This window comes from Nocardia sp. 2TAF39 (genome assembly GCF_052114905.1).
Classification (GTDB): domain Bacteria; phylum Actinomycetota; class Actinomycetes; order Mycobacteriales; family Mycobacteriaceae; genus Nocardia.
This window is the reverse complement of sequence record NZ_JBFRFQ010000016.1, coordinates 49,787-63,992: the sequence shown is the minus strand read 5'-3', so window position 1 is coordinate 63,992 and position 14,206 is coordinate 49,787. Positions and strand designations below refer to the sequence as shown.

Sequence of the window (14,206 nt, the reverse complement as noted above, 5' to 3'; positions counted from 1 at the left end):
CCTTCAGCATGTTCGCTACCGAGCCCGGTCGAAGCCGCCCACGCTCCAGCTGCTGCTCGGTCCGTCGGACCCCTGTGTGTCATCGCCCCAACAGATGACCCGGGCCGATGTCGGCCCCGGCCACGGAGGGCGAGAGTGCCTGAGCGGCATCCCGCCCGGCGGGATGACGCTGCGCATGGCGTCGCCGGCGCCCGCAGTGGCGGGCGTCATGGTCCGGCGGCCGGGTCGCAGCAGCGACCGGTGGCGGCCGAGCGCGGCGCCGCGAATCGAGGATGGCATCGAATTCGCCGGTGATGTCGGCGGGTTCGGCGTGGTCGATAGCCCGCAGCACCAAGCGTGGCCCTGAGCTGCGCCCACCTGCCGCCGCGATCATCCATGTGGTGGACGACCTGCGGTTCACCACCCGACCGCCTGCGATGCGGAAGCCGTGTGGTATCGGCAGGGTGGTTTGCCCACGCACCCTCCAGGGCGGTACCGGGTTCGCAAATGGCGACGGCGAGGGTCCGGCCGTATCGGTCGGGCCCTCGCCGTGCGGGACGCTGGTCAGAGGAGTTCGGCGTACATGGTGCCGTCCAGGATGCCGAATTCGACTTGTCCGGGGAACAGCGGCACCGCACCACTGGCGTGCTGGGCGTAATTGAGCGCGATGGTGTCGGTCGCCCAGCGGTGCAGTGGCCGGGGTAGGCGCAGAACTCGGTGGTCGGTGCAGCGGATGTAGGGGTAGGTGGTTTCGCCGGCCACGGCGAGGGGGTTGTGGATGTCGAGGGCGGCGATGTCCAAGACCAGTCCGGTCTGCTTCGCGGAGGCGACGGTCGGAGGCTGCAGTTCGATGTCGTCCATGACCGAAGACGGTAGCCCGGGGGATGCCGGATGTGCGTTATTCCGAGCGAATGTCCGCTGGATTTGCCGAGGAATAGGTGTGACGGTGAGGTTCATCGAACGGTCGAACCTCACCGCTACCACCAGCGATCGCGGTCGGCTTGGGCGTACCGGCTCCGCGTTGCACGTCCCGGGGCCACCGGGACAGGGATGAGCGTAGGCGACGCTGATGGTTCGCGGTGGCGTTTCCGCGAATCCGTACGCTCGCGCTTTCGATGCGAATCTCTCCCGCCGCCCGGGGCGTGAAGGGTCCTGCGCATGCCATTCGGAGGATCGCGGTCTACTATGCGGTCGGCGTGAAAAAGGCTGTGCGCGTTGAGTATCCGCCATGGTCCGCGCCATCGATTCGGATTCTCAGGAGGGTGGAAGACGTGCTGTACGCAGTCGTAGCGGCCATTGTCGTTACGTTGTTGGTCGGTTCGGCCGCGGCCATGGTGTGGGATCCGCGCCGCCGGGACGACAGTTTGGACGAGTTCGAGCGGGATCTGGCCGAGAGTGACGCTATGGCAGGGGATTACGCCCCAGCTCGCCGCCGTGAGTGGCCGCGGAAGGAAACGGTCTGAACGGTGGCGGCATCGGCGCCGCCGCACGGTGCAAGATAGTTCGGCGTCACGGATCATGATGCTTGGTGGCGTCGAACATCTGCTCCGGGTGCCGACGATCGGGGTTGGTACCACTCGACGGCGGTGGGCTCGTACAACGCAATTCCGCGCTGGACGTACGCCCGCCCGAACATCATGGCGCCCAGTCGTACTCGGCTGGGCGCCGACTCCGCCGAGGTCATCGTGCTCATCGGCCAGAGCATCACAAGTCCGGGCACCCCGTGGCAAGGCCGCGGCTGGTCAGTTGTCCATGGTGCCGCTGGAAATTGGCGCAAGACATGCGAGCAGGTGGTGCTCGACGACTTCTTTCGCGGTTACCTGAACGGCCTGCAGAACCTGTGGATGATCCACCGGTATCTGCGGCTGACGTCCTGTCGGGGTCCAGGCGTCCCGGACCCTGTCAGCGAGTGTGCTCAGTCCACGGTGAATTTTCGCCACAGACCATGCAGACCCTGTCCGCGCACCGAGGTGCTTTGCCCGTCACGAATCGGATGTAGGGTGATGATGCCGAATCCGATCTGAACCGTCTCCGGCAGGTTCGGTACGTGTGCGGTGTAAACGGGGGCGGCGTCGACGGACCAGCCGACGGTACCGGCACCTCGGTCGATGGTGACCGCGTAATGGTGGAATTCGGCGGGTTTGATGTCGATGCCCGCCAGCGGAGCGTGCACGATATGCGTGAACGCTTGTTCCTTGGGTACGACACCGGGCACGAACAGCCGTTCGTGAATCGCATAGGCGTGCTTGCTGGTCGCGATCAGATCGAACACTTGGGCGCTGCCCATGTCGAGGACATTGAAGGCGGCGAACCCGTCCCGGTAGTCCTCGCCGGTGGCGCCGATGTTCTCGGCGGCCATCTCCACCGCGAAGGTCCGAGGTCCGCCGTCGAGGTCGAATTCCTGGACCGACACCAGCAGATGCTTCGGGTTGTCGAGGATCTGGACGTCCGAGTGCGACCGGGTGAAGGCGTCGATATGGATCGACACGGTGCCGTCTTCGATGTCGGTCCGGGCCGAGGGGTCGGCGTAGCTCCAGGCCTGGCCTTCCCCCAGCGGAACTTCCAGAAAGCGCCACCGGTCGTCTCGGAGGTCTGGTCCGTTCAGGTCGTCGTAGGTCATTGCCGCATTACCTTTCCGCCGAGCCGCCATTGGCGGAACCAAGTCGATAGTTTTTCCTTGCCGCCCTCCGATGCAGGGAGGTCACGACGGTGTCCAGTGATCCGGATTTGTAACCCAGTCCGCCCAGTAGCAGCCGCTCTTCGGTCAGCCGCGGGCGCACCGCCGGGCCCATCGGCCACCAGTCGTCGAGTTCGACCAGGCCGGGCTCGACCAACTCCAGATCACCGAAGTACGAGGCGATCTCCTCGCGAGTCCGGTACCAGCCGGAGCCCAAACCCATTTCGGTGAAACGCCGTTGCAGCTCGATGGCCATGTCGTGGGCCTCGGAACCGTCGGCGGGGTCGTGGAAATGCGTGATCCCCACGTACGAACCGGCGGGGAGCGCGTCGATGTACTGGCGCATGATTCCGGCAGGATCCAGCGCGTCGTCGACGTGGTGCAGGATTCCGCACAGGATCAGCGCCAACGGGCGGGTGAGGTCGAGATGCGGGGTGACCTCAGAGTGCGCAAGCAGGGTTTTCGGCTCGGTCAGATCGGCAGGCACGAAGTGGGTGAATTCGTTGCGTTCCAGCAACACTCGGCCGTGGATATTGCAGACCGGATCGTTGTCGACGTACACCACGCGCGCTTCGGGGTTCTGCTGCTGGGCGATCTCATGTGTGTTGCCCACAGTGGGCAGACCCGCCCCGATATCGAGGAATTGGTCGATGCCCACGGTCCCGGCAAGATACCTGACCACGCGGTGCAGCCAGCGGCGGTTCATTCGGGCCACGTCGCTCTGGCGTGGTGCGACCTCGGCGACCTTGTCGCGGACGTAGCGGTCGACCTCGTAATTGTCTTTGCCACCGAGGGTGGCGTCGTAGACGCGGGCGATGCTCGCCCGTGTCGTGTCCACGCCGACCGGCGCACGGACACCGGTCTTGGGAGTGGGATCGGACATGGAGACCTCTCTAATGCATTGCCGCGGTCTGGTTCACCAGCCTAGAGTCCACCGATTATCACGGCAATAAACATCGGATGCGTTCGGCCAGTGATGATTTCATCTCATCGAGAACGATCGTTTCGACCACAGCCGAGCGACGGATACTGTACGGTACCGCCGAGTGAAACCGTGGTGGAAGCTCACGACTGCGCGTCGCTGACGCTCGGCTCCGTCGGCTTCGCCCGGACGTCTCGGCCGGTGATCTGCGGATCGTTCGATGTCATGCCGGGCTCCGTGGTCGTGGAACAGGTCAGGCACCGTCGTGGGCGACTCTACGTACCTGGCAGCCCGGCTGCCAGGGATTGCCTTGAACTTGTTGCGTTGTCGCTCTCGTGAATCCATGCCTCCGCACCGCGTGGATTCAACCGGTGCTCGCATCGTTGTCCGGCTTTGTTCGAGCCGAGTAGGATCGGCAGCCGACATCAGATGATCTGTAATGGTGGAGGCAGTGCGCCCCGCGGTCTACCCCCTCTCGGCCGGAGGCATCTATGACGAATGACGAAGACAGCAGTGGAGATGCGGAATCTCCTGCGGCAGAACGTGGTCCGACGGTGCTGCGGATCGCGCTCGGGAGTCGGCTGCGGCAGCTGCGCGAAGGGTGCGGGATCAGCAGGGAGGCGGCGGGCGATTCCATCCGCGGATCGCACGCCAAGATCAGTCGTCTGGAGTTGGGGCGGACCGGGTTCAAGGAGCGTGACCTGAGGGATCTGCTGACCCTCTACGGTGTTGTCGACCCCGCTGAACGCGAAACATACCTGGAATCGGCCCGCCGGGCCAACAACCCGGGCTGGTGGCAGCACTACAGCGACCTGCTCCCCGCCTGGTTCGAGACCTACATCGGCCTCGAACAAGCCGCGACTACGATCCGCACCTACGAGGCGCAATTCGTTCCTGGCCTGCTGCAGACGGCCGACTACGCGCGTGCGGTGATCCAGCTCGGCAACACCGACGAAACGGAGCGGCGGGTCGCCATTCGCGTGCGTCGTCAGCACATTCTCTTTCGGGTCGTCGCCCCGACCCTGTGGGCGGTCATCGACGAGAACGCGCTACGCAGACCGGTAGGCGGGATACAGGTGCTCCGGGAGCAGATCGAGCACCTGGTCGAGATGGCCGAGCGTCCCAACATCAGAATCCAGGTGCTGCCGTATTCGGCCGGAGGGCATTCCGCCGCGGGCGGGCCGTTCAGCATCCTGCGCTTTCCAGAGACCGAACTGCTCGACATCGTCTACACCGAGCAACTTGCCAGCTCGCTCTACCTGGACAAACGGCGCGACGTCGAGCTGTACATGTCGGTCATGAACCGGCTCAGCGTGGAAGCGTTGTCACCGCCGGGGAGCCTGCAATTCCTCAAAGACCTGCTTTCGCAGATGCGCTCGGGCGAGGGGATTGCCTGAGGTGTGGTCTGCCGCATGGCACCGCACGGTGCCCTTCTCGGTGCGATGCCGAACAACCTCGATTCGGTGGTAGCGGTTCCACGGACGAGCACATGTACCGATGGATGAGAGAGTTCGCCGATGCGACGCGGTTGGACGGATGTGGCAGTATTTCTCTTCGAGGTCGGGGTCTGAGGATAGACTCGGGCACTGGCTGGTTCGGCCACGGCGGCCCCGATGCGAGTTGGGGCCACCGGCGGGGCCGAAGGGTGCGACCAGCGAGTCTTACGGCATGAGGACGATCCGGATCGGATTGCCTTCCTTGTTTTCCAATTCGTGCACAGCCTTTTCGGCGTCGGACAGTGGGACGACGGCACTGACGGATCTGGCGAAATCGATGCGATGGTTTCGACGCAGCTTCACGAGTTCGAGTACATGGTCCGGTTCGGAGCCGTAGTGCCCGCGCAGCTGTTGTTGACGGAAGCTGAAGATGGTGCCGTTCGCGATGGTGATCGGCTTGTCGGTAAGCCCGACCAGCACCAGTCGCCCTTCGTCGGCCAGGCATTGGACTGCCTGTTCGCGGACGGGTGCGGCCCCCGCGAAGTCGAAGGCGACGTCGAGCCCCTTTCCGTCGGTGGCCACGTAGAGCTTCTTCGGCAGCTCGCCGTCGGACGGATCGAGTGCGATGTCTGCGCCGAAGTCCAGTGCACGCTGCCGCGCAGCGGGGAGCGGATCGACGGCGACGACAGGTGCGGCGCCGATCAGCCGGAGCAGCTGAACACCGTGTGCGCCGAGGCCGCCCACACCCCAGACGCCGGCCGATTCGGCGGGCGCGACTCGGCCGGTGCGGGTGATGGCGGCCCATGGCGTGGAGACTGCGTCGGGGATGAAACAGGCTTGCTCGAACGGCAGATCGTCGGGAATCGGCACCACGGTGTCCACGGACGCGAGCGCGTACTCCGCCCAGCCGCCGTCGTAGTCCACACCGCGGGTGTAGGTCTTTCCATCGCGAATCTCGCCTGCCTGCAGCAGCACTCGGTCACCCAGCACGGCTCCCGAGACGTCGGGCCCCAGCGCGTGCACGGTCCCGGCGACCTCGTGCCCGAGGGTGACGGATTCGTTCTCCAGATACATCGGGGCGAGCACCCCTTCGATGAGGTGGACATCCGAGAGGCAGACACCCGCGGCCGCGACTTTGATCAGAACCTGGCCCGGGCCGGGCGTCGGGACGGGAATGTCGTCCATGCGGAACCGGTGCCGCTGGTCGGCACGCGGATACAGTCGTCCAGCAAGCATGTCCTCAACTCCTCAGCAGACCGATCGGTTGATTTGTGCGCTGGGCAAAATCCTACGGCAAGCGTCGTCTCATGCCGCGTTGGCGCTGTTCGGCGCAATTCGACCGGTGCGCAAAATGGTCCCCACCCGATCGGTCCGCGACTCCGATACCTTGCGGTGCTACAGTGCCCACGGCCGCGCCTTCTCGGATGCGGCGTCGCCGGGCCTGGGTGTCCGCACCTCTGGACCGTCGGCGTCACGGGCACCGAATGTGTTGTCGGACAGGGTTATCAGCGTAACGCGTCAGCTGCCGCGGCGGTGATGGTGGCGGCGACGGCGCTGAGGGCGGGGGAGTGCACGCGCCACTGCTGCCAGTACAAGGGGACATCGATGACGACGCCGGGGTCGATCGGGACCAGCCGACCGGCAGCGAGATCGTCCTTGGTTTGCAGCTCGGGCAGCATGCCCCAACCGAGCCCGAGACGAACGGCCGCGGCGAATCCGGTGGACGACGGGACGTAGTGGCGCGGCGGATCGAGTGGCTTGCGGCTGCGGCGACGCAGGAGCCTGTCCTGCAGGTCGTCTTTGCGGTCGAAGAGCACCACCGGGGCCGCCGCGTAGGCCCCCGCGGTGGCGCCGTCACCGAACCAGGTCCTGGCGAACTCCGGACTGGCCACCGGCCGGTACCGCATCGCACCGAGTCGATCGACCTTGCAGCCCTGCACCGGTTGCGCGGTGGCCGTGATCGCGGCCATCACGGTACCGTCGCGGAGCAGCCCTGTGGTGTGCTCCTCGTCCTCGCGGTGAATCTCGAAACACACCCCGGACGGCGCACGCCCCAGCGCGGAGATCACCCAGGTCTCCAGTGAATCGGCGTTCACTGCGATAGGCACCCGGAGCGGACCCTTGGCAGGCTCGTCGCCGAGTTCGCGCGCGGTGTCCCCGGCGAGCAACTCGATCTGCCTGGCCAGCCGGAGCACCGCGAGCCCGGATTCGGTGGCACGCACCGGTTTCGTGCGCCGCACGAGAACCCGCCCCGCCGCGTCCTCCAGCGTCTTGATCCGCTGACTGATCGCCGACGGTGTGACGCTCAGTCGGCGCGCAGCCGCGTCGAACGTTCCCTCGGTGATTGCGGCGTCGAGTGCGCGAAGCTGATCGAGCTGGAGATCCATATTAAGAGATCATAATGATAGGTAAGAATCTTTAGCTTGTCTGGCTATGATGCCGGGGTTTAGCGTCGACAGACGTGAACGTTTCTTCCGCGGTGGTGGCGGCCGTATCCGGTTTGGGCTTCGGCCTCTCCCTGATCGTGGCGATCGGCGCGCAGAATGCCTTCGTGCTGCGCCAGGGGATCAGCGGCAGGCATGTGGCCGCGGTGGTCACGGTGTGCACGGTGTCGGACATCGTGCTGATCGCGGCCGGGGTCGGCGGCTTCGGCGTGATCGTCGAATCTGCCCCGGAGGTGCTGGCGGTGGCGCGCTACGCGGGTGCGGTGTTCCTGATCGGGTATGCCGTGCCGACCGTCCGGCGGGCGCTGTCGCCTGACGCGCTGAGCGTCGAATCCGCCAGTGCCACCGCCGCATTCGGCGCCACGGTGGCAACCTGTCTGGCGCTGACCTGGCTCAACCCGCACGTCTACCTGGATACCGTGGTGCTGCTCGGCTCCTTCGCGAGCACCTACGCGAGCCCGGACCGCTGGTTTCTCGGCGCGGGGGCGATGCTGGCCAGCGTGCTCTGGTTCACCGCGCTGGGATTCGGCGCGCGACTGCTCGCACCGTTGTTTGCCCGCCCGGTGGCCTGGCGGGTGCTGGATTCGGTGATCGCGGTGGTGCTGCTCGGACTCGGCCTGGGCCTGCTGTGCACCGGGTGAGCGGTGAATTCACAACTGCTCCTTGATCTTTCCCGCGAACTCGTAGTCGGCACGCCACTCCGGACCGGAGAGGGCTAGGACGACCCGCTCGGCGCCCGCGTCGGCGTAGGCAGTCAATTGTTCGGCCGCTCGGCCGGGATCGGTCGCCAGCGGAGGTGCGACGACGGTGACGGCTGGAGGCCGTCGGCCGTATTCGTCGGCGAGCGCGCCCAATTCGGTCACGCTCGCTCTCACCTGACGTCGCTCGAGTCCGATGGCGACCCAGCCGTCACCGTAGGCGGCCGCGCGGCGGCGTGCCCTGGGTGCGTCGCCTGCCACCAGAACCGGCGGCATGACTGCGCCCGGCGACAGCGTGACCTCGGTCCCGTCGGGCAGCGTGGTCGGTCGCCCGGCGACCAGGTCGGGCAGCACTCGCAGCGCCTCGTCGGTGCGCCGCCCGCGGTCGGCGAACGTCGTCCCGGCGGCACGCCATGCGACATCGCCGTGCGCCGGATTGCCGGTGCCGACGCCGAGGACGAGGCGATTACCGGAGACGTACTGCAGCGTGGCGATCTGTTTGGCCGCCCAGGCCACCGGTCGCAACGTCAGCAGCATCACGCCGTAGCCGACGCGGATGCGTTCGGTCGCCGCGGCGGCGGTGGCCAGCACGACGGTGCTGTCCAGCATCGGGGCTCTGGCCACCAGATGATCGGTGGACCACACCGAGTCGAGCCCGATCTGCTCGGCGAACCGGGCGCTTGCCCGTACATCTCCCAGGATGGGATGCGCGGGATCAGCTGTCGAGGTGGGCAGAATGGTGCCGATTTCCAAGGTCATATTCTCGACGCTACGAACCTCTGGCGGCCATGCCAATGCCTCGGCGACTCATCTCGATGTCCCGAACGCTCATGCCGACCTCGCTGGTGTGCAACGGGATTCGGTGTCGGGCTGCGCTGGAGGTCAACGGCGGCCTTTTCCTGGGACCGAAGCCACCGTCCTGCTTATTGCCCGACGCGCGAGCGAGCGCGGGTACGGGATGCGCCCGCGCCATCCGGCTAGGGTGAGCCGCATGGTCGAGTCGACGCGAATCGTGCTTGCTTCCCGGCCGGTGGGCGCCCCTACCCCGGAGAATTTCCGTATCGAGACCGCTGAACTCCCGGCACCTGCCGAGGGTCAGGTGCTGTTGCGCACGCGGTACCTGTCCCTCGATCCGTACATGCGCGGCCGGATGAGCTCCGCCAAGTCCTACGCCGAACCGGTCGAAGTCGGCGAGGTGATGGTCGGCGCCACGGTGGCCGAAGTGCTCGAGTCCCGCGACCCGTCGCTCGCGAAAGGCGATGTGGTGCTGGCTTATTCGGGGTGGCAGACCCATGACGTCACGCGTGCCCGCGATGTTCGCAGACTCGAACCCGAGAAGGCTCCGGTCTCGACGGCGCTGGGTGTGCTCGGCATGCCGGGATTCACGGCGTACGCGGGTCTGCGCAAGATCGGCAAACCGCAGCCGGGTGAGACGCTCGTGGTCGCCGCCGCTACCGGCCCGGTGGGTTCGGCCGTCGGCCAGATCGCCAAGATCAAGGGCGCACGCACCGTCGGCATCGCGGGCGGGCCGCGCAAGGTCGCCTACCTGAACGAGCTCGGCTTCGCCGCCGCACTCGACCACCGCGCCCCCGACTTCGCGGAGCAGTTGAAGGCGGCCGTACCCGACGGCATCGACGTCTACTTCGAGAATGTCGGCGGTGCGGTGGCCGACGCGGTCTATCCGCTGCTGAACACGTACGCGCGCGTTCCGGTCTGCGGCCTGATCGCCAACTACAACGCGCCAGGGACCCTGGAAGGGCCGGACCGGCTGCCCGCCTTCTACGGCCGCATTCTGACCAAGAGCCTCACCGTGCGCGGGTTCATCCAGACCGAGTTCGTCCGCGAACTCTATCCGGACTTCTTACGCGAGATGGGCGAATGGGTCGCCGACGGCCGCGTTCGCTATCTCGAGGATGTCGTGGAAGGCCTGTCCGCCGCTCCCGAGGCGTTCATCGGAATGCTCCAGGGCCGCAATTTCGGCAAGCTCGTCGTGAAAGTCGCCGAGTGACCGCGTCATTCGCGGCCCGGTTCAGGCGGTCAGCGAGCCGCCGCCGATCCCGAGATAGACGACCATCAGGATGAACAGGAACCAGCCCGCGCCCTGCCAGATCGGCCAGGTTCGGCCGCGGCGCCACTGCACGTACGTTTCGACGAAGGCGCCGATGCCACCGATCAGCAGGACGGACGACGGTCCGATCAGCATGGCGACCTGGGCCGGGGTATCGCACAACAGCGTGTCGGCTTCCGAGCAGTTCTGCCGTTCCGCGGCCCAGAGCAGGGCCAGCGCGAAGACCAGCGCGGCCGTGGCGAGGACGGAGCAGACATAGGTTGCGGCGCGGCGGAACGTGCGCGGGTCGTGCCAGCGTTTCTCGACGTCGTTGACCATTTTTACTGCCTTGTCACTCGGCGTTCGGGCCCATCCGACGTGATTGCCGAACCAACGTGGCTCAAACGTCAACCGGCCGGCGCTGGGATCAGGGCTGCGGCCGATGCCGACCCAGTACCAGGCGGACTCCGGATCGACGGCGATGCCGGGGTCCGGTCGCCATGCGGCCACCGGCACGACACCGGGATCGACGATTTCCATTCCAGTGAAAAGAGATCGGTCTCGGCGCGGGCATCGCTGTCTGGCATGGCGGTTCCCTCCCCGCGTAACCACCGCGCGCAGCTCGGTTGGACCGGACACCGAACGCTCGGTGCCTTCGTCGTAGCGGAGCGCGGCGTAATCGCCCTTTCAGCGCAGCGAAGGATTCGGGCGGCCGCCGTGTCGTTCGGTGGAGCGCAGCTCGAACCAATATGCCGCGATAACGGTGGCGTAGCCTGCCACGACAGCCGTCGCCATGACGACCAGCAGTGTGATGAGTAGTGGAATCAAAAACGCGGTGTGCATTGTGTCCTCCCCGCGGTCACGGTGATGTCAGCGGAAGATTCGGCGCCGCAATGCACCGACATGACGTCAGTCCCTGCACTAGTGAAATCGTAAAGGCGACGGCCCGCGGTGGCACGGCCCGCGGCTGTGAGTTGAGTCATGCGCGGACCGGTGTGTCGCCGGGATCACCCCATCGCGATCGGGTTCAATTGATCTTGTCACGAGTCTTCCCAGCAACCACGTGGAAAGCAGGAGACAGCCATGACACGGAACGCCCGAGTCGGCGGCCGTACATAGCGTCGCAGTGCCCGTGGCGCCCCGAATTCCACGAGCGCAAATCTTCTCTCGAATCTACCTCCGGCATCACCTCAGCATGCGGAAAAGGAGTACGAACGTGAGCATGATTCTCGCCGCGCTACACGACACCGTTCTTGCGGAGATTGACAATCCGACCCCGGAAGCGCCGCCGCTGGCGGACAAATTGATGCAGATGGGCCAGTACTTCACCTGGCTGGTCCAGCTGTCCGGCGTCACCGCGATCACCTACGGCGGTGGCAGGTTCGCGTGGGAGAAGTGGAATGGCGGCACCTTGCAGTCGCCCAAGATGGTCGCCAGCGCCATGACCGGTGGTGTTGTGGCGACCAGCGCGGGCACCATCATGAACGCCGTCCTCGGCTGACGCGCGGCGGAGACTCGTGGCCACCGGCTCGGCGGAGTTATCTCTGCCGGGCCGCTTCTACGTGTCGAGCATTGCGGTGCCGATCCCGGCGGCCGCTCCACCGCCTGGTGGTCGGTGGCCGAGCACCGCGAACATGGTCACCGAGAGGTGGTAGTCGCCTGCGGCGATGCCCGCCTCCATCCCAGAGATCAGATCGAGGCGCTGCTCCTCGGTGATCACATCGTCGGCGAGGGCGCGTTCGGTCATCCGCGCGAACAGGGGGCGAACGGTGTCCGGATCCCAGATCACCGCCTCCGATCCGATGTCGTCGATCGAGAACCCGGCGGCCGTGAGCAGACCGCGCAGGCGGCGGCCCGATGTGGGGTTCGGGGTGGTCGCGAGCATCGTCGTCGTCAGGCGGGTGATCACGTCGGCGTCGCCAGGATGGGCGATCGCGGTGTGCCAGTCGCTGTCGATGAGCAGCACCCGCCCGCCCGGCCGCAGAACCCGCGCGATCTCGGCGGTGGCCGCGGCCGGGTCGTCGAGGTGCTGGTAGACGCGCTCGCAACGCACCGCGTCGAAGGAGTCGTCCGGGAACGGTAGGTGATAGGCGGTGCCATCGACGAAGCGGGCCCGCGAGCCCGCGGCCTCGGCTCGTGCCCGGGCAGTGGCGAGCATCGCGGGATTCGGATCGACGCCGACCGCGTCGCCGTCGGGGCCGACTCGGTGGGCGAATTCCAACACCTCACTACCTGTTCCAGTGCCTATGTCCAGCGCGTACTCGCCGGGCCCGACGGCCAAGGCGTCGTGTCCCCAGCGGCGCATCCGTCGAATGCCCGGTATTGCTGCCTGAAGGTCGAGGATGCCGATCAGCGCGGCCATCGGGTCGTCGGTGGGCGCATCGTCTCGCACGTTGTCGGTGTGATCGGCGGGAATCGCGTCCACATGGAAGGACAGTGAAGGGCGGGGTGTCGCCTGTTCGCTCGGCATGCTCCGACAGTAAACCCACCCCGCCGCCGGCGGCAGCCTCGTGCTCGCCTCGACCGTGTCGATGGCGAGCAGCTGCTCGTTGGACAGCCCACGCCGATTCCATTCCTGCGCACGGGATTCGGCCAGTCCGAGCAGCGAAGAGCGATGATCTTGTCATCGATGGCGTGCTGTACAGGCAGCGCCATGGGCTGACCACCGTCCGTGTGAGCCCGCTGCCCTTGTCACCGCGTCCGATGTCTCCTCGGCTTCGGCCGTCTCGATGAGCGTCCGGACGCGTCGTCGATGGAAAGATGGCAGTCAGGTGACCGGTGCTCGGCGTGCGTGGGCCGACCGCTTTCTCGGCCCGGACGGCGGCTCGATCCGATCCATGACCACGTGGATATCGAAGTGTGCGACATGTCCGGAAGCATCGAAGTCGATGTCGCCCGCGAGACCGTGGCCGCTGAATTCGAGCCACCGGTAGTCGTCGAGAAATTCGCTGAACAGGCCCCTCCTGGTCAGGTAGCTGTGGATGGCGCGTCGATGATCCGTCAGCGGCAGCGCACCGACGCCGTAGGCCAGCACGCGCGCAAGGCCGGACGCGGTGGGCGGCGGTAGCAGGAACGCCGGATGTTCGACGAGAAATGCCACGCACGTACCGTCGGTGACACCGCAGTAGGAACTCCAGCGCCCACAGACGACCTTCGCGGCGTCGGCCATCAGCCCGGCCACCTGGTGCGGCTCGGGTGCCGCACCCGCGAGGGTAACGGGTAGTTCTGCTGCGCATAGTTCGGTCACGCCGTACCGAAAGCCGAACTCGCGCACCGTCTGCGCGGCCTTGATCAGCGCGGGCGGGTAGCCCCATGGATTTGCCCATCCCCACAACCACGACTCGGCGCCGGCCGTGCCGAGCAGGTGGACTTTGGTGCACACGAATGAGTGCTCTTCACCGACGAATTCGAGTCGGCGTCCATCCAGATCGGCTTGCCAGACGTGTGCGCCCAGCACTTCTTCGAGGTGGAGTCGGTGCTCGAGCGACAGCAACCCCGCGTCATCGAGCAGCCTCGTCAGTGGCACAGGTTCGGACACCCGCAATAGCGTAGTCAACGCGATTCCTGGTCTCCGCTGCCGCGCCGACGATGCCAACGCGCCGACCGAGATCCGTTCGGTCGGCAAGGTACTGCATCAGTGTGACAACATCCTGCGCCACAACCGATCTCGACTTTCGCCGCACTGAAAGGCTGCTGCGGCACGATCGATCCGCATGGCGGCGGCTGCGCACGGAGGGGCGCGGCGCCGAATACGGGTATGGCAGGTTCGATGCGCCGGCCGCGGTGGCCACCTGCTCTGGCTCGTACCCGCCGGTCCAGCGCTGCTCGCCCTCGCCCCGACCCGCACATCGTGCTGAGCGGCCATCGCGTGCGGATCTTCCACGCTCTGGGCGACGTCACCGGTGTTCGGCCGGAACGGTCAGCTGCAGCAGTTGGAATCGAGCACCGTACACAGCGCTGGAGTGGTCGCGGCGAGCCGGAGAACGTGACAATCCATGCTGTG

At 66.3% G+C, this 14,206-nt stretch carries 16 protein-coding genes; 6 read left to right on the top strand and 10 right to left on the bottom strand.

The window, feature by feature from the left end; all coding sequences use genetic code 11:
- The first annotated feature begins 94 nt into the window (after positions 1-94).
- Positions 95-346: a hypothetical protein gene (locus tag AB4Z47_RS13060; protein ID WP_441950650.1), complete on the top strand. Its 252-nt coding sequence runs from the start codon at positions 95-97 to the stop codon at positions 344-346.
- A gap of 197 nt (positions 347-543) precedes the next feature.
- Here the strand turns inward: AB4Z47_RS13060 and AB4Z47_RS13055 are convergent, their stop codons facing one another.
- Positions 544-840 carry a hypothetical protein gene (locus AB4Z47_RS13055; protein WP_441950648.1) on the bottom strand — a complete coding sequence of 99 codons (297 nt, stop codon included), beginning with the start codon at positions 838-840 and terminating at the stop codon, positions 544-546.
- A gap of 410 nt (positions 841-1,250) precedes the next feature.
- Between AB4Z47_RS13055 and AB4Z47_RS13050 the strand changes: the two genes are divergently transcribed.
- Positions 1,251-1,442 carry a hypothetical protein gene (locus AB4Z47_RS13050; protein WP_441950647.1) on the top strand — a complete coding sequence of 64 codons (192 nt, stop codon included), beginning with the start codon at positions 1,251-1,253 and terminating at the stop codon, positions 1,440-1,442.
- A 452-nt stretch (positions 1,443-1,894) separates the two neighbouring features.
- On the opposite strand, the gene AB4Z47_RS13045 is transcribed toward AB4Z47_RS13050, so the two are convergent.
- Both AB4Z47_RS13045 and AB4Z47_RS13040 read right to left on the bottom strand, forming a co-directional pair.
- On the bottom strand, positions 1,895-2,599 hold the full coding sequence (locus AB4Z47_RS13045) for a DUF6081 family protein (RefSeq protein ID WP_441950645.1): 705 nt from the start codon (positions 2,597-2,599) through the stop codon (positions 1,895-1,897).
- Positions 2,600-2,606: 7 nt separating this feature from the next.
- On the bottom strand, positions 2,607-3,539 hold the full coding sequence (locus tag AB4Z47_RS13040; RefSeq protein ID WP_441950644.1) for an SAM-dependent methyltransferase: 933 nt from the start codon (positions 3,537-3,539) through the stop codon (positions 2,607-2,609).
- 530 nt (positions 3,540-4,069) lie between these two features.
- On the opposite strand from AB4Z47_RS13040, the gene AB4Z47_RS13035 reads away from it, so the two are divergent.
- Positions 4,070-4,975, top strand: coding sequence for a helix-turn-helix domain-containing protein (locus AB4Z47_RS13035; RefSeq protein ID WP_441950642.1), 906 nt, complete (start codon positions 4,070-4,072; stop codon positions 4,973-4,975).
- A gap of 264 nt (positions 4,976-5,239) precedes the next feature.
- Here the strand turns inward: AB4Z47_RS13035 and AB4Z47_RS13030 are convergent, their stop codons facing one another.
- Positions 5,240-6,250 carry a zinc-binding dehydrogenase gene (locus tag AB4Z47_RS13030; protein WP_441950641.1) on the bottom strand — a complete coding sequence of 337 codons (1,011 nt, stop codon included), beginning with the start codon at positions 6,248-6,250 and terminating at the stop codon, positions 5,240-5,242.
- Between the two features lie 269 nt (positions 6,251-6,519).
- Entirely contained in the window at positions 6,520-7,401 is an 882-nt protein-coding gene (locus AB4Z47_RS13025) for a LysR family transcriptional regulator ArgP (RefSeq protein WP_441950639.1), read from the bottom strand.
- A gap of 74 nt (positions 7,402-7,475) precedes the next feature.
- On the opposite strand from AB4Z47_RS13025, the gene AB4Z47_RS13020 reads away from it, so the two are divergent.
- Entirely contained in the window at positions 7,476-8,099 is a 624-nt protein-coding gene (locus AB4Z47_RS13020) for a LysE/ArgO family amino acid transporter (RefSeq protein ID WP_441950637.1), read from the top strand.
- 9 nt (positions 8,100-8,108) lie between these two features.
- On the opposite strand, the gene AB4Z47_RS13015 is transcribed toward AB4Z47_RS13020, so the two are convergent.
- A complete protein-coding gene (locus tag AB4Z47_RS13015) occupies positions 8,109-8,915 on the bottom strand; it encodes an LLM class flavin-dependent oxidoreductase (protein ID WP_441950635.1) in 807 nt (268 codons plus the stop codon).
- 232 nt (positions 8,916-9,147) lie between these two features.
- Here AB4Z47_RS13015 and AB4Z47_RS13010 point away from each other — a divergent pair, with 232 nt between their 5' ends.
- Entirely contained in the window at positions 9,148-10,164 is a 1,017-nt protein-coding gene (locus AB4Z47_RS13010; RefSeq protein ID WP_441950633.1) for an NADP-dependent oxidoreductase, read from the top strand.
- Between the two features lie 21 nt (positions 10,165-10,185).
- On the opposite strand, the gene AB4Z47_RS13005 is transcribed toward AB4Z47_RS13010, so the two are convergent.
- Positions 10,186-10,815, bottom strand: coding sequence for an SAM-dependent methyltransferase (locus AB4Z47_RS13005; protein WP_441950735.1), 630 nt, complete (start codon positions 10,813-10,815; stop codon positions 10,186-10,188).
- A 75-nt stretch (positions 10,816-10,890) separates the two neighbouring features.
- Complete coding sequence (locus AB4Z47_RS13000; protein WP_441950631.1) at positions 10,891-11,046, bottom strand: hypothetical protein; 156 nt, start codon at positions 11,044-11,046, stop codon at positions 10,891-10,893.
- Between the two features lie 379 nt (positions 11,047-11,425).
- On the opposite strand from AB4Z47_RS13000, the gene AB4Z47_RS12995 reads away from it, so the two are divergent.
- Complete coding sequence (locus AB4Z47_RS12995) at positions 11,426-11,704, top strand: hypothetical protein (RefSeq protein ID WP_327120818.1); 279 nt, start codon at positions 11,426-11,428, stop codon at positions 11,702-11,704.
- Between the two features lie 57 nt (positions 11,705-11,761).
- On the opposite strand, the gene AB4Z47_RS12990 is transcribed toward AB4Z47_RS12995, so the two are convergent.
- Together AB4Z47_RS12990 and AB4Z47_RS12985 are read right to left on the bottom strand one after the other, a co-directional pair.
- A complete protein-coding gene (locus AB4Z47_RS12990; RefSeq protein ID WP_441950630.1) occupies positions 11,762-12,673 on the bottom strand; it encodes a methyltransferase domain-containing protein in 912 nt (303 codons plus the stop codon).
- Between the two features lie 297 nt (positions 12,674-12,970).
- A complete protein-coding gene (locus tag AB4Z47_RS12985) occupies positions 12,971-13,741 on the bottom strand; it encodes a DUF6882 domain-containing protein (protein ID WP_441950629.1) in 771 nt (256 codons plus the stop codon).
- Positions 13,742-14,206: the final 465 nt, after the last annotated feature.

Coding starts and splice junctions, on each gene's coding strand:
- AB4Z47_RS13060 (WP_441950650.1), top strand. CDS start 95: ATGACCCGGGCCGATGTCGGCCCCGGCCACGGAGGGCGAGAGTGCCTG.
- AB4Z47_RS13055 (WP_441950648.1), bottom strand. CDS start 840: ATGGACGACATCGAACTGCAGCCTCCGACCGTCGCCTCCGCGAAGCAG.
- AB4Z47_RS13045 (WP_441950645.1), bottom strand. CDS start 2,599: ATGACCTACGACGACCTGAACGGACCAGACCTCCGAGACGACCGGTGG.
- AB4Z47_RS13040 (WP_441950644.1), bottom strand. CDS start 3,539: ATGTCCGATCCCACTCCCAAGACCGGTGTCCGTGCGCCGGTCGGCGTG.
- AB4Z47_RS13035 (WP_441950642.1), top strand. CDS start 4,070: ATGACGAATGACGAAGACAGCAGTGGAGATGCGGAATCTCCTGCGGCA.
- AB4Z47_RS13030 (WP_441950641.1), bottom strand. CDS start 6,250: ATGCTTGCTGGACGACTGTATCCGCGTGCCGACCAGCGGCACCGGTTC.
- AB4Z47_RS13025 (WP_441950639.1), bottom strand. CDS start 7,401: ATGGATCTCCAGCTCGATCAGCTTCGCGCACTCGACGCCGCAATCACC.
- AB4Z47_RS13015 (WP_441950635.1), bottom strand. CDS start 8,915: ATGACCTTGGAAATCGGCACCATTCTGCCCACCTCGACAGCTGATCCC.
- AB4Z47_RS13010 (WP_441950633.1), top strand. CDS start 9,148: ATGGTCGAGTCGACGCGAATCGTGCTTGCTTCCCGGCCGGTGGGCGCC.
- AB4Z47_RS13000 (WP_441950631.1), bottom strand. CDS start 11,046: ATGCACACCGCGTTTTTGATTCCACTACTCATCACACTGCTGGTCGTC.
- AB4Z47_RS12995 (WP_327120818.1), top strand. CDS start 11,426: ATGATTCTCGCCGCGCTACACGACACCGTTCTTGCGGAGATTGACAAT.
- AB4Z47_RS12990 (WP_441950630.1), bottom strand. CDS start 12,673: ATGCCGAGCGAACAGGCGACACCCCGCCCTTCACTGTCCTTCCATGTG.